General features: G+C 61.8%; 19 protein-coding genes. 9 read left to right on the forward strand and 10 right to left on the reverse strand.

The genetic code is table 11. The annotated features are described in order from the left end of the window. Positions 1–98: 98 nt before the first annotated feature. From DKK67_RS09935 to DKK67_RS09945, 3 genes are all read right to left on the reverse strand, one after another. Complete coding sequence (locus tag DKK67_RS09935; protein ID WP_111496195.1) at positions 99–986, reverse strand: arginase family protein; 888 nt, start codon at positions 984–986, stop codon at positions 99–101. A gap of 11 nt (positions 987–997) precedes the next feature. Next, a complete protein-coding gene (locus tag DKK67_RS09940) occupies positions 998–1,969 on the reverse strand; it encodes a quinone oxidoreductase family protein (RefSeq protein WP_111496196.1) in 972 nt (323 codons plus the stop codon). Positions 1,970–2,094: 125 nt separating this feature from the next. After that, entirely contained in the window at positions 2,095–3,009 is a 915-nt protein-coding gene (locus DKK67_RS09945) for a helix-turn-helix domain-containing protein (protein ID WP_162628809.1), read from the reverse strand. Between the two features lie 281 nt (positions 3,010–3,290). Between DKK67_RS09945 and DKK67_RS09950 the strand changes: the two genes are divergently transcribed. Beyond that, positions 3,291–5,183: a methyl-accepting chemotaxis protein gene (locus DKK67_RS09950; protein WP_204355764.1), complete on the forward strand. Its 1,893-nt coding sequence runs from the start codon at positions 3,291–3,293 to the stop codon at positions 5,181–5,183. Positions 5,184–5,412: 229 nt separating this feature from the next. After that, complete coding sequence (locus tag DKK67_RS09955; RefSeq protein WP_204355765.1) at positions 5,413–7,302, forward strand: methyl-accepting chemotaxis protein; 1,890 nt, start codon at positions 5,413–5,415, stop codon at positions 7,300–7,302. Between the two features lie 37 nt (positions 7,303–7,339). Here DKK67_RS09955 and DKK67_RS09960 read toward each other — a convergent pair whose 3' ends face one another. Then, complete coding sequence (locus DKK67_RS09960) at positions 7,340–8,107, reverse strand: hypothetical protein (protein WP_228160563.1); 768 nt, start codon at positions 8,105–8,107, stop codon at positions 7,340–7,342. Positions 8,108–8,462: 355 nt separating this feature from the next. On the opposite strand from DKK67_RS09960, the gene DKK67_RS09965 reads away from it, so the two are divergent. Further along, positions 8,463–9,020, forward strand: coding sequence for a DUF4442 domain-containing protein (locus tag DKK67_RS09965; RefSeq protein WP_111496198.1), 558 nt, complete (start codon positions 8,463–8,465; stop codon positions 9,018–9,020). Positions 9,021–9,151: 131 nt separating this feature from the next. Here DKK67_RS09965 and recQ read toward each other — a convergent pair whose 3' ends face one another. Continuing rightward, a complete protein-coding gene (gene recQ / locus DKK67_RS09970) occupies positions 9,152–10,993 on the reverse strand; it encodes a DNA helicase RecQ (protein ID WP_111496199.1) in 1,842 nt (613 codons plus the stop codon). Between the two features lie 181 nt (positions 10,994–11,174). Here recQ and DKK67_RS09975 point away from each other — a divergent pair, with 181 nt between their 5' ends. Genes DKK67_RS09975 through DKK67_RS09985 form a run of 3 tightly spaced genes read left to right on the forward strand, consistent with a single transcriptional unit; the run spans position 11,175 to position 13,745 of the window. Next, on the forward strand, positions 11,175–12,365 hold the full coding sequence (locus DKK67_RS09975) for a 1-acyl-sn-glycerol-3-phosphate acyltransferase (protein ID WP_111496200.1): 1,191 nt from the start codon (positions 11,175–11,177) through the stop codon (positions 12,363–12,365). A 6-nt stretch (positions 12,366–12,371) separates the two neighbouring features. Then, positions 12,372–13,013 carry an acyl carrier protein phosphodiesterase gene (locus tag DKK67_RS09980; protein WP_111496201.1) on the forward strand — a complete coding sequence of 214 codons (642 nt, stop codon included), beginning with the start codon at positions 12,372–12,374 and terminating at the stop codon, positions 13,011–13,013. Between the two features lie 60 nt (positions 13,014–13,073). Then, positions 13,074–13,745 (forward strand): alpha/beta hydrolase, encoded by a 672-nt coding sequence (locus DKK67_RS09985; protein ID WP_407657816.1) that lies wholly within the window; start codon positions 13,074–13,076, stop codon positions 13,743–13,745. 173 nt (positions 13,746–13,918) lie between these two features. On the opposite strand, the gene DKK67_RS09995 is transcribed toward DKK67_RS09985, so the two are convergent. Then, complete coding sequence (locus DKK67_RS09995) at positions 13,919–15,367, reverse strand: TrkH family potassium uptake protein (RefSeq protein ID WP_228160564.1); 1,449 nt, start codon at positions 15,365–15,367, stop codon at positions 13,919–13,921. A 199-nt stretch (positions 15,368–15,566) separates the two neighbouring features. Here DKK67_RS09995 and DKK67_RS10000 point away from each other — a divergent pair, with 199 nt between their 5' ends. Continuing rightward, entirely contained in the window at positions 15,567–16,292 is a 726-nt protein-coding gene (locus DKK67_RS10000) for a DUF1223 domain-containing protein (RefSeq protein ID WP_111496204.1), read from the forward strand. Between the two features lie 2 nt (positions 16,293–16,294). On the opposite strand, the gene DKK67_RS10005 is transcribed toward DKK67_RS10000, so the two are convergent. The 3 genes from DKK67_RS10005 to DKK67_RS10015 all read right to left on the reverse strand — a co-directional run bounded on the left by DKK67_RS10005 (position 16,295) and on the right by DKK67_RS10015 (position 18,933). After that, positions 16,295–16,828: a hypothetical protein gene (locus tag DKK67_RS10005; RefSeq protein ID WP_162628810.1), complete on the reverse strand. Its 534-nt coding sequence runs from the start codon at positions 16,826–16,828 to the stop codon at positions 16,295–16,297. Between the two features lie 165 nt (positions 16,829–16,993). Continuing rightward, the gene (locus DKK67_RS10010) at positions 16,994–17,866 is read right to left on the reverse strand and encodes a diacylglycerol/lipid kinase family protein (protein ID WP_111496206.1); all 873 of its coding nucleotides are present in this window, start codon (positions 17,864–17,866) and stop codon (positions 16,994–16,996) included. A 53-nt stretch (positions 17,867–17,919) separates the two neighbouring features. After that, complete coding sequence (locus tag DKK67_RS10015; RefSeq protein WP_111496207.1) at positions 17,920–18,933, reverse strand: adenosine deaminase; 1,014 nt, start codon at positions 18,931–18,933, stop codon at positions 17,920–17,922. Between the two features lie 237 nt (positions 18,934–19,170). Between DKK67_RS10015 and DKK67_RS10020 the strand changes: the two genes are divergently transcribed. Both DKK67_RS10020 and DKK67_RS10025 read left to right on the forward strand, forming a co-directional pair. Then, a complete protein-coding gene (locus DKK67_RS10020) occupies positions 19,171–20,796 on the forward strand; it encodes a M28 family metallopeptidase (protein WP_111496208.1) in 1,626 nt (541 codons plus the stop codon). Positions 20,797–20,992: 196 nt separating this feature from the next. Next, on the forward strand, positions 20,993–21,868 hold the full coding sequence (locus tag DKK67_RS10025; RefSeq protein WP_162628811.1) for a hypothetical protein: 876 nt from the start codon (positions 20,993–20,995) through the stop codon (positions 21,866–21,868). Positions 21,869–22,171: 303 nt separating this feature from the next. On the opposite strand, the gene DKK67_RS10030 is transcribed toward DKK67_RS10025, so the two are convergent. After that, a complete protein-coding gene (locus DKK67_RS10030) occupies positions 22,172–23,218 on the reverse strand; it encodes an RHS repeat protein (RefSeq protein ID WP_111496210.1) in 1,047 nt (348 codons plus the stop codon). Positions 23,219–23,402 lie beyond the last annotated feature (184 nt).

Below are 23,402 nucleotides of genomic sequence, written 5' to 3' on the forward strand. Positions count from 1 at the left end.
GTTTCCCTTCCAACTCCCTGTCCGGCCGATATTTTCTTTCGGCCGGACAGGGAATGGGCGAAGGCCGGAGTGTTCCCGCCAACGCTTCTTGCACGGCACTAGCTTTCGCGCTGTCCAATCAAGGGCAGTGCGTCCAGCATCGTCTTGAGCGCCTGCGCGTCCCATGGCAGGTGTTCGGCGATTCCAAGTCCGACGACATCCGCTTCCTTCGCCACATCGCATAGCACCTTGACGGTTTCAGCCATGCCAAGCTTGCCCTGGGCAATGCCCTCAAAGGTCTCAGCCGTGGCGTCCGGTTTGGCAAAGAGCAGGGCGCGGAACAAGGTCGGATCCAGGGCATCCAGATCGAAGTGAATCGCCAGATGTTTCGCGCCGGTCGAGCGGAACCATTCCAGGACCGGCTCGGCACCCCGCTCGGCGACGGTTTCGGGGGCAACGTTGTTCAGCCCGTGACGCGCCATTTCCTGCTGTTCCCACGGCGAGGCGTCATTGACGCCGAGATAGCAGACGTTTGCAGGCCTGACGGGCTTGCGAACGTGATCGCGAAATTCATCGTCGCCGTGCCCCAGCAGGTTGCCGAGTACCATCGCATGCCCGTTCTCGAACTGCTCCGGCGTCATGATGTCCGGGTGCGCATCTACCCAGAGTACCGCCAGGTCATCCTCGTAGCGCTCGTTCAGGTAGGCAAAGGGGGCGAGGTCCACCAGACAATCGCCGCCGATCACCACGACGCGGTCCGGGCTGTGTTTGTCGATCTTCCGGCGCGCGTCCCGCAGCTGTTCCAGCAGCGTGGTTCGCGCGAGGATACCTTGCTCATTCCGCAGCTCACGGCCATCCGGCAACCCCACGTCCACCTCTTCGGTCGGCCCGTCGTGAACGGGAGCCAGCCAGTTCAGAAGCCGGGCACCGAGGTGGTAGAGGCCGTTGTTGCCGCCCTGCCATTGCGGGAAGATCAAGCGCAAGGTGTTGTCAGTGTGCTGAGTCATTGGGTCACTCCTCAAAGATGCAAAAGAATGGTGCCGGTTGCCTGGCGCGATTCGAGCCATTGATAAGCGTCGTTCGCCCGTTCCAGCGAAAAGCAGCGATCGACGGACGGATTCACCAGGCCCTCGGCCACAAGTTGCGAAAGAGCGCTCATGGCGGCATCGACGTCGGCGTTAGTTTCCAGGTGGGCGTCGTAGCCCAGCAGGCGTTTCTCGTAGACAACTAGGTCAACCACATCGACGCTGGCCAGCTCGCCCCCGGCGAAGCCGATCGACACAACGGCTCCGCGGGTTCGTAGGGTTGACAGCAATGGGCCGAGGAGGTCGCCGCCGATCGTGTCGAAGGCGATGTCCGCACCCTGGCCATAGGTCAGTTCGCGGACGCGCTGAGGCAGATCGTCTTTTGAAAGGTCGATGACGGTCTCGGCCCCGGCATTTCGCGCCGTTTCCACCTTTTGCGTTGACGACACAATCGCGATGGGTCGGATGCCTTTAGTGATCATCAATTGGATAAGCGCCTGCCCCACAGCGCCCGAAGCACCGGATACCAGCGCAACCTGACCGCTCTCTGCCTCTCCCACGCGATCGAGGGCCTGCCAGGCGGTCACGAAATTGATCGGCAAGGCAGCGGCCGCATCCAGCGAAAAATCATCGGGAACTGGCATGAGCCGATTGTCCTTCACGGCCACCCATTGCTGTTGCAGGCCATCCTCGGTGATACCAAGGCTGGCGCCTCCGTAGATGGCGACGCGGGTTCCCGGCTTGAAACGCGCACTCTGTTCGACAATGCCAGAGCCGTCGTTGCTCAGCACGAGGGGAGCGGGGCCCGCTGGTACCTTGCCGCTGCGAATGTAGTTGGACAACGGGTTCACCGTCGCCGCATGCATCCGTACCAGTGAATAACCTTCGCGGGGTTCGGGTATGGGACGTTCTTCGACCGCCAAAGGCGCCGCTTCGCCAAATTCTGCAACGACAATTGCTTTCATGAGTTCTCCTTCGCGTTCCCGTGGAAACAGGACTTTGGTCGGCCCTGTTGAATTCACGCGAAGATGATGCGACGGATGGGTGCCGGCTGCTGTGCTGACGGCGCCAACCGCTTTGCTCGGACCGCCTAGTTGCGGGAAATAAGGGTTTGCGGAGAGAAACCGTAGGCTTTTTTGAACGCCCGGCTGAAATGGGAAAGATTGATAAAGCCACAGCTCATGGCGGCTTCGCTGACACTGGAGAACTGATTCCGTTGCAGACCACGGTAGCTGGCTTCAAGTCGTCGTTCCAGTAGCCAGCGCATCACGGTCGTGCCCTGACGGGCAAAGAGCCGGTTCAGGGAGCGGGGCGATAGGTGGGTTTCCCTGGCGATTGTGGCGATCGTCAGCGTGCTATCTTCGAGGCTACCTTGCAGGAAGTGCTGAACGCGCTCAAGCGGGACCCTGTCCCGGCGCAGCGTATCACCGCTACTGGCGCCATCAAGCGCGGTAGAAAGCACGTCCAGAACCGAGGGCAGGAGGCGTCCGCCGGACCGCTGCAAGGCGTCCTCAAGGTTCCAGGCCTCAGCCAGCATGCTTCCGGACAGGCGCCCCAGCGGCGTCTGTCCACTGAGTGGCTGCCCCAGCAGATCCTCGATATGCGGAATGTGGTGCCTCATCACGCCCCGGGGAACCGTGAGCACCACCTGATCATCACCGGCTGGAAACTGATAGTGGTAGGGCTGGGCGCTGTCCAGAACCACGAGATCGCCGGCGTTCTGGATGGCGTCGAGGCCGCGCTGGCTGACCAGAGCCTTATCGCAGAACGACAGGGAAACGAAGTACTGTCCATCACCGGCATCATCCAGGTGATTGGAGTAGTCAACGGGCCGGGACTGGATTCGTGTGATTGAGCCCGGGCCGAAATCTCGCGCCTCGAGATAGCCATCAAACGGACCGTGACTTAACTGCTGATTGATGGTTTGCCGATACGTGCGACCAACCGCATCCTGCCAGTAGTCGAAGCGTTCATGCTCTCGAACGGCCTGTGTGGAATAACGCATTCTATGTCCCATGCCGGATGGCTTGCCTGGACTCTATTTTAGGGGCTGGGACGCTGCCTCTCCAGTCTCCCGACTCTCTGGCTGGGAGGCATCCGACAGCCTGCGGTCTGCAGCCCGTTACATTCTGTCACTACTGTGATCGCTAAAGTTCTCATCCATTCGGCCGATCTTAACGGGTAACACCTATAACACCTGTTGCAGGCTGGGCCGTCCTATAACTCCCGATAAAGAACAAACGACGGCGTGCGACCCACTCGATAGTCCATGGGAGAACCCCGTTCATGCGCAGTATGTCATTCGGGCAAAAGCTGTTAGCCGCCGTCGCGGTCCTTTTCATCCTGGTGATCAGTGTTTACGCCGTCATGGGCGACCGGCGTCTGATCGGTACCACGGAAACCTACGTTGATGCCCTGGTCGACGACTCGGTGGCCCAGAGCACGGCCAGTATCGCGGAATGGCTGAACAGCCGTCTGGATATCACCGAGGGTGCGGCCCGCGGCCTGGCTCCCATGAGTCAGGAAAACCAGGCGCGTGCGGTCTTGCAGGCGGCCACGCAGGGCGGCGGGTTCGAGAACGTCTACGTGGGCCGGGCCGACGGTTACATGCTGATGCCCACCGCCAAGGCGCAGGCGACGCTGCCCGACGACTACGATCCCCGTGTCCGCCCCTGGTACAAGCTGGCCAATTCCACCGGCGGGCGGGCCACGTTCACCGAGCCGTACCAGGACGCCAGCAGCGGTAACCTCATCATTTCCACTGTGGCGCCGGTGACATCGGGCACCTATCAGGGCGTGGTCGGCGGTGACATCACCCTGGCCACCATCGACCGCCTGCTGTCCACGCTAACCCTGGCCGATACCGGCTATGCCACCCTGATCACGCGGGAAGGCAAGATTCTCTACCATCCGGATCGCGAGCTGGTCGGCAAGAACATCGAGGAACTGATCGGCGATCGGCCCCAACTCGACGGGTCCACCCATCACTACGAATTCAATGACGCGGAATGGCGCACCAGTTTCCACGCCATCGACGACGCCCGCGGCGTGGAGTGGTACCTGGGCACCCTGGCCAACGAAGACAAGATCATGGCGCCGGTGCAGGAAGCGCGCATCGCCGGCTCCATCGTCGCGGTGATCGGCATCATCGTGACGCTGATCCTGCTTAATGTGGCGGTGCGCCTGCTGATGAAGCCGGTGCGCAACCTGCGCGATGCCATGCAGGACATCGCCAGCGGCGACGCGGACCTGACCCGTCGGCTGGAGGTGAGCAGCCAGGACGAGTTCGGCCAGACCGCCGAGAACTTCAACGCCTTTATCAGCAACGTGCAGGACGTTGTCCGGGACGTGCAACGTGGCGCGATCGAACTGCGCGATGCCGTGGGGTCGCTGAAGCAGACCGCCGGCGCCAGTCGCTCGAGCGTGGAAGGTCAGCAGACGGAAATCGACATGGTGGCCACGGCCATCAACGAGATGTCCGCCGCCGCCAACGAAATCGCTCAGAACGCGCAACAGACCGCCGACGCCTCGACCACCGCCGACCAGGACGCCCAGGCGACCCAGGAAACCGTCAAGGCCTCCCGCGATGCGGTGGAACGCCTGGCCACGGAGATCGCCTCGGCAGCCGAAGCCGTGGAAACCCTCGGTAAGGACGTCACCCAGATCAACACCATTCTGGAGGTAATCCAGGACGTCGCCGAGCAAACCAACCTGCTGGCGCTCAACGCGGCCATCGAAGCGGCCCGGGCGGGCGACGCCGGCCGCGGTTTCGCGGTGGTGGCCGACGAAGTGCGCAACCTGGCGCGCCGGACCCACGACAGCACCGAAGAGATCAACAGCATGATCGAGCGGCTGCAGAAGGGCGCGGATAACGCCGTCAACGTGATGCAGGAATCCCGCGCGGTGTCCAACGTGTCCATGGAGAAGGCCCAGGACGCCATGGATTCCCTCAACCGCATCGCCGAGGCCATCACCGCGATCAGCAACATGACCACCCAGATCGCCACCGCTTCGGAAGAGCAGACATCGGTCACCGAGGAGCTGAACGCCTCGATCAACCGCATCGCGGACCAGGGCCAGGAGGCCGCGGCGGCAGCCTCCGAGAACGACGTCTACAGCGGCAAGATCGATGACATCGGCCAGCACTTGCACGGCAACGTCGAGCGCTTCAACGTCTAGAGCAATGCGCAGGGCATCGGACGACCGGCGCGAGGTTCATGCCTCCTGCCGGTCGTCGCTTTGACAGGCCGGGAAACAATCCAACCAGACTGGGCTTAAGTCCCGGGCCCTCAGGCCGATAAGTACCACAGGGCCTGCCGAGCCCACCGACAACCACAATGATTCCGGAAAGCCCCTCCGCGCGACCGTTCGGTGCGGGCCGGTTACTTCGACCAGGAGAGTTCAATCGATGCGCAGTATGTCATTCGGGCAAAAGCTGCTGACGGCTGTCGCCGTTCTGTTCATCCTCGTTATCAGCGTGTACGCCATTCTCGGCGATCGACGCCTGAGTTCGACGACGGAAACCTATGTCGACGCCCTGGTGGATGACTCCATCGCCCAGACCCAGGCCAGCATTTCCGAATGGCTCAACAGCCGCCTCGCGATGGTCGAAGGGGCCGCGCGTAACCTGTCCGGCGCGGACACCGAGGAACAGGCCCGGGCAATCCTGCACACCGCGTCCCTCGGCGGTGGCTTCAAGGACATCTCCATTGGCCGTGCGGACGGCTACAGCCTGCAGGCCACCAGGGAATTGTCCGCCATGCTGCCGGACGGCTACGATCCGCGTACGCGCCCCTGGTACAAGGCCGGCATGAGCGCCAGCGGCCCGACGTTCACCGAAGTCTTCCTGGACGCCGGTACCGGCAAGGGCATCATCTCCCCGGTGGCGCCCATCAAATCCGGCCCCTACAAAGGCGTCGCCGCCGGCATCATCACCCTGGAAACGGTGGATGAGCTGCTGTCCGCCGTGACCCTGGCGGACACCGGTTACGCCGTTCTGATCAATGCCGACGGCAAGGTGCTCTACCACCCGAACCGCGAGCGGGTCGGCAAGAACGTCCAGGCATTGATCGGCGAAAAACCGCGCCTGGACGGATCCACGCATCTTTACCACTTCAACGACGCCGACTGGCGAGTGAGTTTCCATTCCATCGCCGACGCCAAGGGCGTCGACTGGTACCTGGGCACGGTGGCCAATGAGGACAAGATCATGGCGCCGGTACACAGCGCACGGATCACCGGGATTATCGTCGCCGTGGTCGGGATCGTGGTGACCCTGATCCTGCTCAACGTGGCGGTACGCCTGCTGATGAAGCCGGTGCGCAATCTGCGCGATGCCATGCAGGATATCGCCAGCGGGGAGGCGGACCTGACCCGTCGGCTGGAGGTAAGCAGCCAGGACGAGTTCGGGCAGACCGCCGAGAATTTCAACGCCTTTATCAGCAACGTGCAGGACGTCGTCCGGGATGTGCAACGTGGCGCCGTCGAACTCCGGGACGCGGTGGGCTCGCTGAAGCAGACCGCCGGCGCCAGCCGCTCGAGCGTGGAAGGGCAGCAGACGGAAATCGACATGGTGGCCACGGCCATCAACGAGATGTCTGCCGCCGCCAACGAGATCGCCCAGAACGCCCAGCAAACGGCGGATGCGTCCGGCAATGCCGACCGGGACGCGCAGGAAACCCAGGAAACCGTCAAGGCGTCCCGCGACGCGGTGGAGCGCCTGGCCACGGAAATCGGTTCCGCGGCCGAAGCGGTGGAGACCCTGGGCCAGGACGTTACCCAGATCAACACGATCCTGGAAGTGATTCAGGACGTGGCGGAACAGACCAACCTGCTGGCGCTCAACGCCGCCATTGAGGCGGCCAGGGCGGGCGAGGCCGGTCGTGGCTTCGCGGTGGTGGCCGACGAGGTACGCAATCTGGCGCGCCGGACCCACGACAGCACCGAAGAGATCAATAGTATGATCGAGCGGCTGCAGAGGGGCGCCAGCAACGCGGTCAACGTGATGCAGGAATCCCGTGCGGTTTCCAACGTGTCCATGGAGAAGGCCCAGGACGCCATGGATTCCCTCAACCGCATCGCCGAGGCGATTACCGCCATCAGCAACATGACGACCCAGATCGCCACCGCTTCGGAAGAGCAGACATCGGTCACTGAGGAACTGAACGCCTCGATCAACCGCATCGCCGATCAGGGCCAGGAGGCCGCCGCCGCAGCCTCGGAGAACGATGTCTACAGCGGCAAGATCGACGACATCGGCGGCAAGCTCCACGACAACGTGGCGCGTTTCGTCGTGTGAACGTGAACCTGCCCGGGTGGTCGCGCAACGGCGGCCATCAGGGCTCCAGATCCGGCGACCGGGTGTCACCCAGCTGGATCTGGACCTTCATTTTCTGCAGCACGTCCTTGCTGATGCCGTAGGTGCCACCTGGCAGCCAGGGATTCCCCAGGTGAAAGACCCGCCGCCCGGTCAGGTTGAGGGCCTCCAGGGGTTCGGTGAAGTAGCGGTTGAGGTATTCCACGAAGCTGCCGTCGGCAATGGAGCGTTCCAGGCCGAGCTGAATGCGCACCGCCAGGGGATAATCGCCGCTGCCGACAAAGAAATAGGACGGCATGGTGTAGGTGAACATCAGGGTCGGCTCTACGACGAAGCGCGGGTCTTTCTGGAGCTTCAGGTCGTAGACCACTTCGCTGACACCCCGCGCGAAGCACTCAAACCGACCGCTGTCGAGCATCTCGAACAGGGTCTCGAAGCGGGTGTGGGTGACCACGTCGAGGCCGTTCGCTTCCAGCACACGGATATCCGGCCAATGACGCCCCTGGCCGAAGCGGATGTGGCGCTCGCGGACATCCGCCAGCCGTTCCACGCCCTCGAAGCGATCCAGCATCTGCGGTGTGGTGACGCAGACGCGGTATCCCAACAGGCCGCCATCAATAGGGATCTGAACCGCGAGCATGTTGTCCTCGCGGTCCGGCGTCGTGGCGACATTGGCCACCTGGACGGCCTTCCGGTTGTCGCGCGCCATCTCTCTCAGGGCGCGCCCCTGGTTCATTTCCTGGCTGCGGACAAGGTAATAGGGGCCGTACTCCGGCGTTTTGTTCAACGCCAGTTCCAGCAGGCCTCGAATCGCCGGGCTGTCGTAATTGCGGTACCAGAGGAGAACGTCCTGAGCGTCTTCGTCTGCGGTGGGAGAGGGCGATCCGGAGGCGTATAGGGCACCGCTTACCCAACACAGGACAACAAACGCCCCCGCCTGCTTCAGAGCGTGTCTGACGACGTCGGTTCGACCGGCGACTGATCCGAATCGCAACACACGGCACATCCTATGCTGTACGACATGTCCCAGTGTAGACCCTGACGCGCCCGGGAAGGGGCGGGAAACATAAAATCCTGACAAATCTTGCCGAGCAACCAACAATCTGTGACGCTTTCCCCGGATACGCTGAAAGGATACCGACATGAGTCTGAAAGACCGCCTGATTGGCCTGACCGGAGACTGGTTGGCCGGACTGGACCCCGAAGCAGGCTGGGACCAGCCTTTGACGCGGCTGCAACGGGAGGGCGGCTTCCGGCTCGTGAACCGGCTGGTCGGCATGGCCATTCCGTTCGCCCCACGCAATCGATTCCGGGTGGAAGAGGTGCGCCCCGGTTATGTGCGCGCTTCCATTGCCATCAAGGGCAACCGCAACCACTTCGGTTCCCTCTATGCGGGTGCCTATTTCCTGGTGGCGGAAATTCCCGGCGGTGTGCTGACCCTGTTCGACCTGGGGCCGGACTACGTTCCCATCCTCAAGGAGATGACGCTGGAATTCCTGGAGCCGGCCAATTCGGACGTGACCATCGAATTGCACATGGACGGGAAAACCCGCGAGCGGATTCGGCAGGAAGCCGACGAAACGGGCAGGGCGGCGTTTACCCTGGAAGGCATCATGCGTGACCGTACCGGCAGCGACGTGGCGCGTTCGCTGGCGCAGTACCGGTTGCGGAAGAAGGGATTCGAGGCTCCGGCCTCATAGGTGTAAGGGCCAAATGAGCGCCAGGCCGCCCTCTGGGCGGCTCGGAAGCGAAAGCGTCCGCTACATGACTGAAACCACCTTCACATCCGCCGCCACCTTCGCCACCTTCACACTCCGGGCGCGCAGCGCGCTTAGTCCAGCGTTCTGATCACTTCCAGGAACGCCTGCCCGTACTTCTCCAGCTTGGCGGCGCCGACGCCGTTGATCTCGCCCATGGCTTCAATGTCCCTGGGCTTGTGCTCCAGCATGGCCAGCAGCGTGGCGTCGTGGAAGATCACGTAGGGCGGCACGCCCTGCTGGTCCGCCAGCTCCTTGCGGCGGGCGCGCAGTGCGTCCCAGCCGGCCGGGTCACTGACCGCGACTTCACGCCGGCTGCCACCGCCGCTCTTGCTGCGGCGCTTGCGCTCGGGGTCCTTGCGCAGCCAGACGGTCTCTTCGCCACGCAGCAGGGGGCGGGCGGACTCGGTGAGGCTGAGCGCGCCGTAGCCTTCCGGGTCCGCCTGCAGCGAACCGTTGGCGACCAGCTGCCGGAAGACGCTCTTCCATTGCTGCGCGGACAGATCTTCGCCGATGCCGAAGGTGCTGACCCTGTCATGGCCCTGGCTGCGGATGCGCTCGTTGTCCGCGCCGCGCAGCACGTCGATCAGGTAGTTGACTCCGTACCGCTGGCCAGTGCGGAAGACACAGGACAGGGCCTTCTGGACGGCGACCGTGCCATCCCAGGTCTGGGGCGGCTCCAGGCAGGTATCGCAATTGCCGCAGGGCTGCTCCAGCTCGTCGCCAAAGTAACGCAACAGCGATTGACGCCGGCAACTGGTGACTTCGCACAGGCCGAGCATCGCGTCGAGCTTCTGGCGTTCGACGCGCTTGAACTGGTCGCTGCCGGGGGAGCCCTCCAGCATCTGGCGCAACTTGATCACGTCCTGCAGGCCGTACACCATCCAGGCATTGGACGGCGCGCCGTCGCGACCGGCCCGACCGGTTTCCTGATAGTAGGCCTCGATGCTCTTGGGCAAATCCAGGTGGGCGACGAATCGCACGTCCGGCTTGTCGATCCCCATCCCGAAAGCGATGGTGGCCACCACGATCACGCCGTCCTCACGCAGGAAGCGTTCCTGATGCGAGGCGCGCGTATCCGCGGGCAAACCGGCGTGGTAGGGCAGAGCCATGTAGCCCTTGTCGCTCAGCATCTTCGCCGTCGCTTCCACTTTATTGCGCGACAGGCAGTAGACGATGCCGGAGTCGCCTTTATGCTCCTCCTCAATAAACGCCAGCAACTGTTTGTTGGCGTTATCTTTCTGCGCGATTCGGTATTGGATGTTGGGACGATCGAAACTGCTGATGAAGCGCTGTGCACCGGTCAGGTGAAGGCGTTCGGCAATCTCACGACGGGTGCGCTCGTCGGCCGTGGCCGTCAGCGCGATGCGGGGAATGGAGGGGTATTCCCGCTCCAGCATGTCCAGGCTGAGGTAATCTTCCCGGAAATCATGCCCCCATTGCGACACGCAGTGGGCTTCATCGATGGCGAACAGTGAGATCGGCGCCTCGTGCAGCAGCTGTTGCATACGCGGCTGCATCAGGCGCTCGGGCGCGCAATAGAGCAGATCCAGTTCACCGCGCACCAACGCATTCTCGATGTCGCGGGCCTCGTCCGGCCATTGTGTGGAGTTGAGAAACGCCGCGCGCACGCCCAGCTGGTTGAGCGCCGCCACTTGGTCCTGCATGAGGGCAATCAGCGGCGAGATCACCACGCCGACGCCAGGCCGGACAATCGCCGGCACCTGATAGCACAGGGATTTGCCGCCGCCGGTCGGCATCAGGACCAGTGCGTCTTCGCCACCTACGAGCGCTTCCACCACGTCGCCCTGCAGCGGACGGAACGTTTCGAAGCCGAAGATGTCATGCAACACCTCACGGGCTCGATCCATCAGGTTGTGGGTGTCGGTGGTGGGCGGCGTGTCCGTGAGGGTCATAGAGGCGCTTCGGGGCGGATGAATTCAGCGGGCAAGGATACCAGAGTCGTGACCTTTTTCTTAGCCGCGAGCAAGGTACAATGCGCCCCGCGTCATGACGCGCTACAATGCCGCGTTAAACGCCAATAACATTCGGCAGCGCCGACACCCGCCCAGTAAAGGCTTCCAAGTTAAGGACACCATGCAGGATTTTGATTCAATTCGGCCCTACCGGGATGAAGAGACCCGGAGCGCTCTGGACCGTTTGGTCAATGACCGGGAATTCCTGGAACTGATCGGCCGCCTCAAGGCGCCCACATTCAACCGGATCGCACCGGGCCTGATGCGCCAATGGATCCGCCGCTGGCTGCTGCGTCACTTCGGCGATGCCGACACCATCGATGGCGTGCAGAACCGGCTTTATCCGTTCGCCGAGCAACTGGTGGAGAAAACCACCACCCACGTCACCCAGACCGGCCTGGACAAACTGGAGTGGGACAAGGCGTACCTGTTTATCTCCAATCACCGGGACATCGTGTTCGACCCGATGATCGTCAACTACCTGCTGCACGGAAACGGCATGCGCACCACGCGCATCGCCATCGGCGACAACCTGCTGCAAAACCGCCTGTTCGCCGAGATGATGCGGTTGAACAAGAGTTTCGTGGTCAAGCGCAACATGTCGAGCCCGAGGGAGATGCGTGATACCTACCAGACGCTGTCGGCGTTCATCCATCACTCGATCGAGGACAACCAGAGCATCTGGATCGCCCAGCGCGAGGGGCGCGCCAAGGATGGACTGGACCTGACCGACCCGGCGATCGTCAAAATGTTCTACATGAGCCAGAAGAAAACCGGCAAGAGCTTCGCCGAGTGCATGAACGAGCTACGCATCGTGCCGGTGTCCATCGCCTACGAATACGACCCCTGCGACGTGCCCAAGGCCCACGAGCTGGAGGAACGCGCCCGCACCGGCGCCTACCAGAAGCACGCGAACGAGGACACCGACCAGATCATGCTGGGGCTGACCGGATTCAAGGGGCACGTCCACGTGCACTTCGGCACCCCGATTACCGACGCCGCAGACACGCCCAAGGAGCTGGCCGAGCGCATCGATGCCGAAATGCACCGGCACTATCACCTGCACGCGTCTAACCTCATCGCATACGAGATGAGCCAGACCCATCGTCTGAGCCATCAGACGGAACCGGCGATGCCGGAAACGATCGAAACCGCAGAAGCCTATTCACCGGCCGACATCGAAGCCGCCCGTGCCGAGCTGGAGCGCCGGCTGGAGAGCGCCGATGCGGCCCTGCATCCGTTCCTGCTGGCAATGTACGCGAACCCGGTCACGAGTATGCTCAAAGCCACCACCGAATCCGAGCGGTCGTAACGCACCATGAATCATCTGTCGCACCTGTTCCTGGCCCAGCCCACCGTGCCGTCACGCGTTGGCAACCTCCTGGGGGACTTCGCCCGCGGGGTTTCCTTCGATGCGTTGCCGGAGCCCGTGCACCAGGGGCTGCGGAACCACTGGAGCGTCGATCGCTTCACCGACCAGCATCCGGAAGTGCGCGCTTCCAAGGCGCTGTTCTCCGCCAAACGGCGGCGCTTTGCGGGGATTGCCCTCGATGTGCTCTATGATCATTTCCTGATCCGCCACTGGTCGGCGTTCGCGGCCATCCCGTTCGATCAGTTTGTCGATGACGCCTACGATGACCTTGAGGACGGCCTGGAGATGATGCCCGAGCCCATGGCGGATGTGGTTGAGCGCATCGTCGATCAGGACTGGTTCGGCGCCTACGCGGATCTGGAGCAGGTCGGTTTTGCCCTGGACCGGATTGCCCAGCGGGTGCGCTTCAAGAACGAATTCGCCGGCGTCATCGAGGAAATCCGGGCGCATCATGATGCCCTGGAAATCCACTTCCTGATGTTCCTGCCGGCCCTGATCCGCCACGTCCGGGAAAGTCGACTGGAACACCCGGTTCCCAACGAGGCGGATGAGACCTGGCACTGGATCCGTTACAATCCCGGCCATTGAACGGCATCCGGATGCCGTTGCGCATCGGGGATGTGCGCTTGCTGACCCAACAACGCTGAGGTGCCTGTGACCACACTGAAGACCATCGAACTCGAAACCCAATCCAATCCCGATGCGGCCGTCATCTGGCTGCATGGCCTGGGCGCCAGCGGTCACGATTTCGAGCCGGTGGTGCCGGAGCTGCGTTTGCCCGAAAACGCCCGGATCCGCTTCATTTTCCCCCACGCGCCCAACCTGCCGGTCACCATCAACGGCGGCATGAGCATGCCCGCGTGGTACGACATCATGGCCATGGACATCGAGCGGACCGTGGACGAGAAGCAGCTGCGCCAGTCCGCCGAGGCGATTGTGGAGCTGATCGAGCAGGAAAAAGACCGGGGCATCGACAGCCAGCGCATCATCGTGGCCGGCTTCTCCCAGGGTGGCGCGGTGGCCTACGAAGTGGGGCTGACTTACGCGGAGCGCCTGGGCGGCATCCTGGCGCTGTCCACCTACTTCGCGACCGCCTCATCGATCCAGCCATCCGAGGCCAATCGCGCCACCCCGATCCGCATTTACCACGGCACCCACGACCCGATGGTACCGGAGAGCCTGGGGCGCAAGAGCTACGAGACCTTGCAGGCGATGGGGTACGGCGCCAGCTATGAGACCTATCCGATGGACCACAGCGTCTGCCTGGAGGAAATCCTCGATATCGGCCAGTTCATCACCCGACAACTGCAACTGGGCTGATGTTCTTCGGTCGCCGCAGGCGGGGGCGGCGCATCACGACACAGACGTTGATCGTCCGCGTCACCATTGCCGCCCTGGCCATCATGGCCGTCTCCGCCCTGATGCGGGTGGGCGACGGGGCCTCTCCCGAATCCTCCCCGCCCAGCGCAACCAGCCCGGCCGCGTCGTCGGGCTCAGGTGCGCCAGAAGGCGGGTGAGAACAGGATAATCACGCTCAGCAGTTCCAGCCGCCCCAGAATCATCCCCGCACTGAGAATCCACTTGGCCGCATCCGGCAGACTGGCAAAATTACCCGCCGGGCCGATCAGCGTGCCCAGCCCCGGACCGACGTTGGTTAACGCGGTAATCGACGCCGTCAGACTGGTGGTCAGATCAATGTTCATCAGTGACAGGCTCAGCGTCATGATCGCCATGCACACCAGGAACACGAACACGTAGGCGATCATCGAGGCGATGATCTCGTCGCTGACCGCCCGGCCGTTGAAGTTGCGGGTCAGCACCGCACGCGGATGCAACAACCGGCGAAACTGTTCACGCAGCACCATGAACGACAACTGGAAGCGGAAGATCTTCATCCCGCCACTGGTGGAACCGGAACAGCCCCCGACGAACGTCAGGAAGAAAAACGCCACGCTGGTGAACGGCCCCCACAGCAGGTAGTCCTCCGAGGCGTAGCCGGTGGTGGTGACGATGGACGTCACGTTGAACAGCGCCGAGACGAACAGGTCCAGCGGATGATCTTCGTGCAGCCACAGCCGGTAGAGCGTCATGATCAGGGCGGCCGCCACCAGCAACCCCACGAACGCGCGAACCTGCTGGTCTTTCAGCAACACCCCGTGCTGACCGTGCAGCTCGCGCACGAACAGGAAAAAGGGCATGGCGCCCAGGGCCATGAACAGCGACGATTCCAGCAGGATGAGGTTGGAATCAAACTGTCCCATGGAGCTGTCCGACGTGGAGTAACCGCCGGTGGAGATGGTGGTGAAGGCGTGGTTGATGGCGTTGAACAGATCCATGCCCGACGACCAGTAAACCAGTGCGCAGACAACCGTCAGCGCGCAGTAAACGAACAGCAGGCCGCGACTCAGGCTCTTCATGCGCGGCAGGGCTTTCTCGGTCCACTCCGACGACTCGGTGGCAAACAGCCGCATCCCGCCGATCCCCAGGAACGGCAGGACCGCGACGAACATGCCGATGATGCCGATGCCGCCAATCCACTGGATGATCGACCGCCACAGCAGAATGTCCGGCGCCATAGCGTCGAGGCCGCTGAGAACGGTCGAGCCGGTGGTGGTGATCCCGGAGAAGCTCTCGAATACCGCGTCGGTCATGGAAAGACGCAGATCGCTCAGGTACAGGGGCAGGGCGCACAGCAGGGAAATGATCAGCCAGCTGCTGACCGTCAGCAGGAACATATAGCGCGGCTGCAGACGATGGGACTGGCGTCGGGTGGCAAGCAGGCCGAGCAGGGCGGCCGCGAAGATACCAGCCGCGGGATAGCTGAAGGCTTCGGCGTTGGAAGAGGCGCTATTTCCAAAGGCGATCGCCGGAATGCTCATGAAGATGCTCAGAAGCACCAGCATGATGCTGACAATGAACGTAACGGGCGCTAGGTTTTTCATTCAGGACAACGTCATTCCTGTGACATCGGGCGTGCTGCGCGCAAGGGTACCCGGGTCTCCGTAAAAAGGCGAATACAGCGATAATCCTAAGCAAGGAATGCCGGACTTGCCTGCAGAATTTGCTCACCGGACCGATGGCCTGCGGAACCCAGCGGCTCCGAGGCGTTCCAACGCTCAAAAAGCAGCGGGAGAATCGAGCATGTTCCGACAATCCCTGTACGGGTTGCTTCTCGTCGCCATGGCCGGGGACGCCTTTGCCGAGGCGACCCGATCCTGGCAGAGCCGGGCCACCGCCACCGATACGGTGGAGCTGTTCACGTCGGAAGGCTGCAGCAGCTGTCCGCCGGCCGACCTTTGGCTGCGATCTCTCGCAGAGCGCCCGGGCCTGTTTTCCGATTTCATTCCGCTGGCTTTCCACGTCGACTACTGGGATCAGCTCGGATGGAAAGACCGACTGGCGGATGCCGCCTTCTCCGAACGTCAACGCACTTATGTGCGCAGCGGCGCCGTCAGCCAGGTCTATACCCCGGGCATCGTGATCAACAGCCGCGAGTGGCGCGCCTGGTTCCGCGGCGCCGAGAACTGGAGCTCTGAGCCCGGGCGCGTGGGCATCCTCCAGGCGTCACTCGACGCGGACCGGCGACTGACGGCGTCTTTCGACGGCAACGGTAAGGCGCTGACCCTGCATGCGGCGTATCTGGGAATGGGTATCGAAACCCCGGTGAAGGCGGGAGAGAACGAAGGTCGCACACTGACCCACGACTTCGTTGTGCTGGAGCTGTTGACGGCCGACGGAATGGCTCCCTGGACACTGCGCCTGCCGGAAGTTCCTGACGCGGGACAGACCCGGACGGCGTTGGCCGTCTGGGTCTCTGAAGCCGGAAGTCCGGCTATTATTCAGTCGGTCGGTGGCTTCCTTGATTGAAACTAAATCGGCAGCTGATCGGTTTCCTTGAGAAACGCCTGGGCCTCCCGCGGATTGACTTCCAGCGTCAGGGTGTCGTCGATCCGGGATGAACGCATCACCAGCTTGACCGGCTCGGACTGGCCGGCAATGTAGCGCAGGGTCGGTTCATCGATACCGGCCACGCCGAGTTCGGCATAGGCACAGCCGTAGTCGTTGCAGGTCATGTCCTGATTTTGCCAGTTCACAGGCAGCGTGACGGTCTGGCCGTCGCGACTGAACTGCACCTCATCCCAGCGGCGCCAATTCTCGGCATTCACCGCCAGTTGCAGGACGTAGAGCTTGTCACCGGACTGCTTGTCGATGGCCGCCTGGAAATAGTAATCCGTCGGTGACGGGAAGCCGGTATACGGCTCGTCGTAGAGTTGCGAGGTCACCAGCACCCGGTCTTCCAGGTCATCGGTGGCCCCTTTGACGGTAATGCCGTCTGTGCTTGCACAGCCTGCCAGCAGCAGTGAAACGGCCGCGCCAATCAGCAGACGGTCCCTGTTTTTCATCATCCGTTCCTCCATCCAGCAGGGGTTCAAATTCATTATACGGCGGTCAAACTTTAACCGACGACTCGTAAAGCCGCCTGAGTCTAGCAAATTTGAGACTGGAAGGCCTTTCGTTTCAATTTGTTGCGCTCTGCGTGGGCGATCGGCCTGCTCACACCGGGGCGCTCAGGTGTGAACCACCTGATGACAGCAGACCCGCAGACAGGACGGCCGGCAGCGGATCGACAGCGGCGTCTTGCCCACGACTTCCCCGTCTGCGGTGACGGTCTTGGGCTTGCGCGTGCGCAGCTCGCACCAGGGGCTCTTGAGGTGGACGATGGTTTCGGTCTGGTTGGGAGAGCGTCTTAACAGGCGCACGCAGAGGAAGGCCAGGAACAGTTTCCAGAGCGAGCGGGGTTTGACCGCGACGATATCCAGTTGGCCATCGTCCGCCGACGCATCCGGAATACTCGAACCTCCGCCGAAGAACGCGCCGGTGGCGATGGCGACGGACAACCAGCGCCCCATGACCTTGCCGCTCTCGCACTCGATCACGGCGCGAAAACCGCGCTTGTCCATGGCTCGTCCCAGCAACGTGGCGGCGTAGCTGAAACGACCCAGGAAACGTTTGGCCTGCTTTGAGGAATCCCGCACCGGCCAGGTTCCCAGCCCGACGTGGGCCACGTTCAGAAAGATTCCCGAGCGCGCCATTTCGGCCGCGTCCACCAGCCGGGTTTCGCCGCTGGCGATCAATTCGCACTGGGCCTCCGGCGATTCCGGCAGTTGCAGGTTGCGGGCGAAGTCGTTGGCCGTGCCGGACGGCAGGATGCCCAGACTCGCACCGGTGCGGAGACAGATCTGCGCGGCGGCGTTCACCGAGCCATCGCCGCCGGCGGCCAGGACGCGGTCATCGGCGCTGACCCGTTCGACCCACGCCTGGTTATCCAGGTCACATACCTCGGGCTGTTCAATGCCGACCCGTGCCAGGTGCTCGCACCAGAAATCGGCGCCGCGCTGGCCATCGCCAGCCGCGGGGTTCGCAATCAGCCAGTCCGTCATGTGCGTCCGTTCCCTGGTATGGCGCCGGAATCACCGGCGCACTGTCGTGGGCGTCAGGCTTCGGCGCAGACGCTATCGATACGGGTGAGGGCGGCCCGTTTGTCAGCGTCGTCCAGCCAACTGCCTTCGATGCTGTTGCGCGCCAGGGTAATGACCTGGTCGCGGGTCAGGCCCGCCTGCTCGATCATCGCCCGGAAATTGGCGTTGACGTAGCCACCAAAGTAAGCGGGATCATCTGAATTCAAGGTGACGTGGAGGCCTTTTTCAAACATGGTCGGCAGCGGATGGTCGGCCAGGTCGTCCACCACACACAGGCGCAGGTTGGAGAGCGGACACACGGTCAGCGTCAGGCCTTTCTCCGCGATCAGCTGCGTCAGCGCCTCGTCTTCCAGGGCCCGGTTGCCGTGGTCGATGCGCTGGATTTCCAGCTGTCGGATCGCCTGCCACACGTAATCCGGCGGGCCTTCCTCGCCCGCGTGGGCGGTGATGCGCAGGCCCAGCTCACGGCACTTGCGGAAAACCCGTTCGAATTTCTCCGGCGGGTGGCCCATTTCCGAGGAATCCAGCCCCACGCCGTCGATCCGGTCCAGGTAGGGCGTGGCGAGTTCCAGGGTCTCGAACGCGCTGTCTTCGCTCAAATGGCGCAGGAACGACAGAATCAACCGGAACGTGATGCCCAGTTTGTCGCGGCCATCGCACAAGGCCCGGTAGATGCCGTTGAACTGGGTGTCGAAATCGACGCCACGCTCCAGGTGAGCCTGGGGATCGAAGAAGATTTCGGTGTGGATCACGTTGTCCTGGTGACAGTGTTCCAGGTAGGCCCAGGTCAGGTCGTAGAAATCCTGCTCCTTGAGCAGTACGGACATGCCCGCGTAGTAAAGGTCCAGGAACTCCTGCAGGTTATTGAACTGGTAGGCCTGTCGCACGGCCTCGACGTCGGCGTAGGGGAGCGTCACGCCATTGCGTTCGGCCAGGGCAAACATCATTTCCGGTTCCAGGCTGCCCTCGATGTGCAGATGGAGTTCCGCCTTGGGCAATTTCTCGGCAAGTTCGATCGTCGACTGCATGTTCCTTTCCTTCAAAGACTATGGCGGAGACAGTACCACAGCCGTCAAACCGCGTCCCCGCGCGATGGCCCTGGCATCGCCCTGAGACACGATGCTCATCAATTCCTGAACATTTTTTACGCATTTCGAATCCCGGTCTACGCTTTTATCGACACCGAAGGACGCAGTGGTGTTGGCACGGCAGGGCGGCCGTGTGCTGTCCCGCCAGACAAAACTCCCAGGATTGGAGGCATAACAATGACTTCGGCATTATCAAAGCTGGCCCCTGGCATTGGGGCTCTGGCCATATCCTTATCCGTTTCCGCTGCACCGACGACACAGACATCGACCGACGATCTCCTTGACCGCTTCTGGAGTCCCGACCACCTGAGCCCCTTTGAATGCCGTGCGGGCATCCTGAACAGCACGCCTTTGGGGCTGCCGCGCTGCATGCGGGTTGAGAACATGATGCACCACCAGGACATGTTCTACGCCATCGCCCAGGCCAACGACGGCAATCGGGCCGCCGGCCTGCCAGGCTACGACGCGACGGTGGACTACGTGCGGACGACCCTGGAAAGCGCCGGCTATGACGTCACGGTACAGACCTTCCCGTTCACCGCCTTTTATCCGGTTGCCGAAGGCGAACTGGCCGCGCTGGCTCCAGCGCCACAGACTTACGTCTGGAACGAGGACTTCACCTATCTATCCCAGACCGAGCCCGGTGACGTCAGCGGAACCGTCGTCCCCGTGGACCTGATGCTCGTGGACGGGAATGCGTCGACCAGCGGCTGCGAGGCGGAAGACTTCGCAGGCTTCCCGGCCGGATCCATCGCCCTGGTGCAACGGGGCGCCTGCAACTTCGGCCTCAAGGCCGAAAACGCTGCGGCCGCCGGTGCCACCGGCGTCATCATCTTCAACCAGGGCAACACGGAGGACCGGACTGGTCTGATCAACGCCACTTTGGGCGAAGCGTATTCCGGCAACGTCCCGGTGTTCTTCGCCACCTATGACAACGGGGTTAGCTGGTCCCAGACCGCCGACCTGCAGCTCAATATGGTGTCGAACGTTGTGCGCGAGCAGACCGAGACCTACAACGTCATCACCGAAACCCGGCGCGGTGACGGGGATAACGTCGTGATGGTCGGCGCGCACCTGGACTCCGTGTTCGAGGGCGCCGGCATCAACGACAACGGCTCGGGCAGCGCTGCGCTGCTGGAGATGGCCCTGCAGATGAAGCGGGCGTATCCACGCAACAAGGTGCGGTTCGCCTGGTGGGGCGCGGAAGAGGCCGGTCTGGTCGGCTCGACCTGGTACGTCAATCAGCTGTCGGATGAGGCCAAGGAACAAATCAAGGTCTACCTCAATTTCGACATGATCGCCTCGCCGAACTTCGGCTACTTCATCTACGACGGGGACGGCTCGGATTTCGGCCTCGAAGGCCCTCCAGGATCCGCCGCCACCGAGGCGCTGTTCGAGAAATACTTTGAGCTGCGCGGCCTGCCATCCGAAGGTACGGAGATCAGCTTCCGTTCGGACTATGCCCAGTTCTTCACCGACGGCATCCCGTTTGGCGGCCTGTTCACCGGCGCCGAAGTCCTGAAAACGGAAGAGCAGGCCGCGAAGTTCGGCGGCGACGTGGACGTCGCGTTCGACCCCTGTTATCACGCCGAATGCGACGACATCACCAACCTGGACGAACGCGCCTTCGAAGTGAACGCCGATGCGACCGCTTTCGTGACCAGTTGGCTGTCCCTGTCCACGCGCCTGATCGACGACGAAATCGCGGCCGCCGAGGAAGCGGAACCCACCGCCGGCGCCCGCGCATTGAGTCTTGAGCAGGGCTACGACATCACTCACTGGGGCAAACACTGGATCAAGTAAACACGAGGATCACGCAGAACTCCAAGAAAGCCGCTCGGTGTTGTGCCGGGCGGCTTTTTTGTCGATCCCGCGTTATGGGCCGGCCAGACCCACAGGAACGACTGTAAAACACTGAAAAATATGCATCTGAAAACTATCCATCCGGATACATCCTGTTACATTGATCGGTAATTGAACAGCGGAACGCAGAGCGACCATGGGTGATCGCGCCTTCGCCCGCCGATACGTAGGGATCATTCAGATGAACCGGCTATGGCAAGTTTTCGGCGTCAGTCTCGTCCTGACTCAGGTTGGGTGTGGCGGTAGCAGCGGCAGCGATTACCGCTCGTCATTGCAGGATTCGGCGTTATCCAGCGCGGGCGGGCAGGGCGATTCGGAAGATGGAGCGGTATGCCTTTCCCCCGGCGACCTGTCGCCAGGCGTTGCCCGGGCGGCGGGCATCTACGCCGGTTCCCTGGACGATGGCAGCGAGACGTCCGGCACACTGTTCCTGATCGGCACGGACGGGCGTGTCCGAGCGCTGCTCGATAGCGGCCCGGATTACATCGCGGGTGATCTGGCCGCAAGCGGTTCGACCGTGACAGGCGGCGCCACGCTTTACTCCGCAACGGACCCCGCCGAGTCGCTTGACCTGGCCGGCAGCTTCACGCCGGAAAGCGGCATGAACCTGACAGTCACAGGGCCTTTCAACGGCACCCTTGAGCTCAATTACAGCGATACCGACGACGATGCCGTTTTGCGGCCTTACTGCATGGAAACGTCCGACTTTGCAGGCACATACGACAATGCCGACCAGGGCACAGAAACCACGTCCTTCACCATCACGGAAGCGGGCGATGTCACGGGGTCAGACACCGACGGCTGCACCTACAACGGCCAGATCGAAAGCTTCAATCTCGAGTACGGGCTGTTTGGCGTCACGCTGAATGCCGCGAACTGCCCGGCGGGGCGCACCAACGGCGATTTCGAAGGTCTGGGATTCTTCCTGTTCGACGACACCGGCGTGGCCACGGAGATCGTGCTGATCACCAATAATGACGACGCGGCGATCGTGGCGGATCTGCGGCGCTAGGTAATTGAAGATGCGTTCTCTGGTAAGGGACTTGGTGGTGCCTGTTGATAGGCGGGGCGGGCAGGATCTTGGGAAAACCTGGCGCGGGGATTTGAATGCCGCGCCTGAGGGGTGAGTTACCCATTTAACTTATGCGCACTGCTGTTGGTTTGTGAATTTCCAGATGATAAAAATATCTTTTAAAAACAGAATCCTATAATTATTTTGGGCTCAGCAGATTCATGAATTTGCTTCATGTCACCTGAATTCAGTTGGTCTCATGAACCGTTATTCGAACGTGTTTAGATTCGCCGGTCGAATGAACTAGTCTCGCGATCGAACCGTTTTGCTGATGATATGGCCTAAACTGTCATAGCTGAATTCAACTGTTTTGTTGCCTGTTGTGATTTGCTTGGGCAGTCGGGCAGAGTCAATCCATGTGGTTTCAGTTCTCCGTTCGTCAGGCTGCCCTAAAGCCTCAACGCGAGTTGTTTCCAGCCCCCGGTCGTTGTATTCGAACTGGGTAACGGCGCCGGCGTTGCCCTTCATCGTTTCCACCAACCCCGTTTCATAGTAGGTGTACTCTGACTGGGTGGCTTTGCAGTTCAGAGAAGGGGTACCTTCAATCGACGAGATTTTCTTCGCGTTATCGTGTGTGCTGAAATGGAAAACGGTTTCCTTTCCGAGGCTGTTGGTTACGGTGATTCTGTCGGTGCCGTACGTCAGTGAGCTTGTTGCCCTTTCTCCGCGTGTCGCATTGGTTACACGCCCCTTCTCATCATACGTCCAGGTGTGATCGACCTGACCGTTTGCCTCACTTTGGGTGAGACGTGTTTCCTCTTCTCCGCCGTATCGGTAGGAGGTGGTCCCGCCGTCAGGGCGGGTGACGCCTGAAATCAGGCCGTTATCGCCATAGTGATAGGACACTGATACATCGCCGTTCGAAACGGAGGTGACCTGACTATCGGAGTCTTTACCGAAAACCAGTTCTGAGCGCGCGTCACGCATGGTCACGGACGCCGGTTGATAGTCGAAATGGACCGTACGTCGGTCCTGATACGTATGCACCGACATCATATGGCCGGTCTCGAGATCGAAGTGTTTCTCCGACCGGCCGTCGGTCATCACCGCTAGGCCATCCGCTTCCCGGATATCAATGCAACCCTGGCCGCTGGTCTTCCAGCAACCGGCAGAGGCTTGATGATAGAAATAGGTGTTGCCCAGACGTTTATAGACGTACTGCGTTTGGCCATTGTAGTTGGAGCGGTGCATTGTCTGGTCAAACGGAAAATACCAATCGGACTGTGACTCCGTCTGAAAATACGTCCGTTCGGCTTGAAGGGCCCCTGCTTGCAGGTCCGTTTCCTTCACGTAAGCACTCCCGGTGCTTAAAGCGACCGAGTCGAGGAGCAACGGCGAGGGGCCGTTGCGACTGGCGCATTGTTGCGGAGGCTCAGGGGGTACGCAACTGCCGGTGTCCTCATTGTAGGTCGCTCCTTCGGGACAGCCTTCTCCCCTCCTATTCACTTGACCCATACGGTCTGGGAAATCTACT

This window comes from Marinobacter bohaiensis, from assembly GCF_003258515.1.
Taxonomy (GTDB): Bacteria; Pseudomonadota; Gammaproteobacteria; order Pseudomonadales; family Oleiphilaceae; genus Marinobacter_A; species Marinobacter_A bohaiensis.

Coding starts and splice junctions, on each gene's coding strand:
- DKK67_RS09935 (WP_111496195.1), bottom strand. CDS start 986: ATGACTCAGCACACTGACAACACCTTGCGCTTGATCTTCCCGCAATGG.
- DKK67_RS09940 (WP_111496196.1), bottom strand. CDS start 1,969: ATGAAAGCAATTGTCGTTGCAGAATTTGGCGAAGCGGCGCCTTTGGCG.
- DKK67_RS09945 (WP_162628809.1), bottom strand. CDS start 3,009: ATGCGTTATTCCACACAGGCCGTTCGAGAGCATGAACGCTTCGACTAC.
- DKK67_RS09950 (WP_204355764.1), top strand. CDS start 3,291: ATGCGCAGTATGTCATTCGGGCAAAAGCTGTTAGCCGCCGTCGCGGTC.
- DKK67_RS09955 (WP_204355765.1), top strand. CDS start 5,413: ATGCGCAGTATGTCATTCGGGCAAAAGCTGCTGACGGCTGTCGCCGTT.
- DKK67_RS09965 (WP_111496198.1), top strand. CDS start 8,463: ATGAGTCTGAAAGACCGCCTGATTGGCCTGACCGGAGACTGGTTGGCC.
- recQ (WP_111496199.1), bottom strand. CDS start 10,993: ATGACCCTCACGGACACGCCGCCCACCACCGACACCCACAACCTGATG.
- DKK67_RS09975 (WP_111496200.1), top strand. CDS start 11,175: ATGCAGGATTTTGATTCAATTCGGCCCTACCGGGATGAAGAGACCCGG.
- DKK67_RS09980 (WP_111496201.1), top strand. CDS start 12,372: ATGAATCATCTGTCGCACCTGTTCCTGGCCCAGCCCACCGTGCCGTCA.
- DKK67_RS09995 (WP_228160564.1), bottom strand. CDS start 15,367: ATGAAAAACCTAGCGCCCGTTACGTTCATTGTCAGCATCATGCTGGTG.
- DKK67_RS10000 (WP_111496204.1), top strand. CDS start 15,567: ATGTTCCGACAATCCCTGTACGGGTTGCTTCTCGTCGCCATGGCCGGG.
- DKK67_RS10005 (WP_162628810.1), bottom strand. CDS start 16,828: ATGAAAAACAGGGACCGTCTGCTGATTGGCGCGGCCGTTTCACTGCTG.
- DKK67_RS10010 (WP_111496206.1), bottom strand. CDS start 17,866: ATGACGGACTGGCTGATTGCGAACCCCGCGGCTGGCGATGGCCAGCGC.
- DKK67_RS10015 (WP_111496207.1), bottom strand. CDS start 18,933: ATGCAGTCGACGATCGAACTTGCCGAGAAATTGCCCAAGGCGGAACTC.
- DKK67_RS10020 (WP_111496208.1), top strand. CDS start 19,171: ATGACTTCGGCATTATCAAAGCTGGCCCCTGGCATTGGGGCTCTGGCC.
- DKK67_RS10025 (WP_162628811.1), top strand. CDS start 20,993: ATGGGTGATCGCGCCTTCGCCCGCCGATACGTAGGGATCATTCAGATG.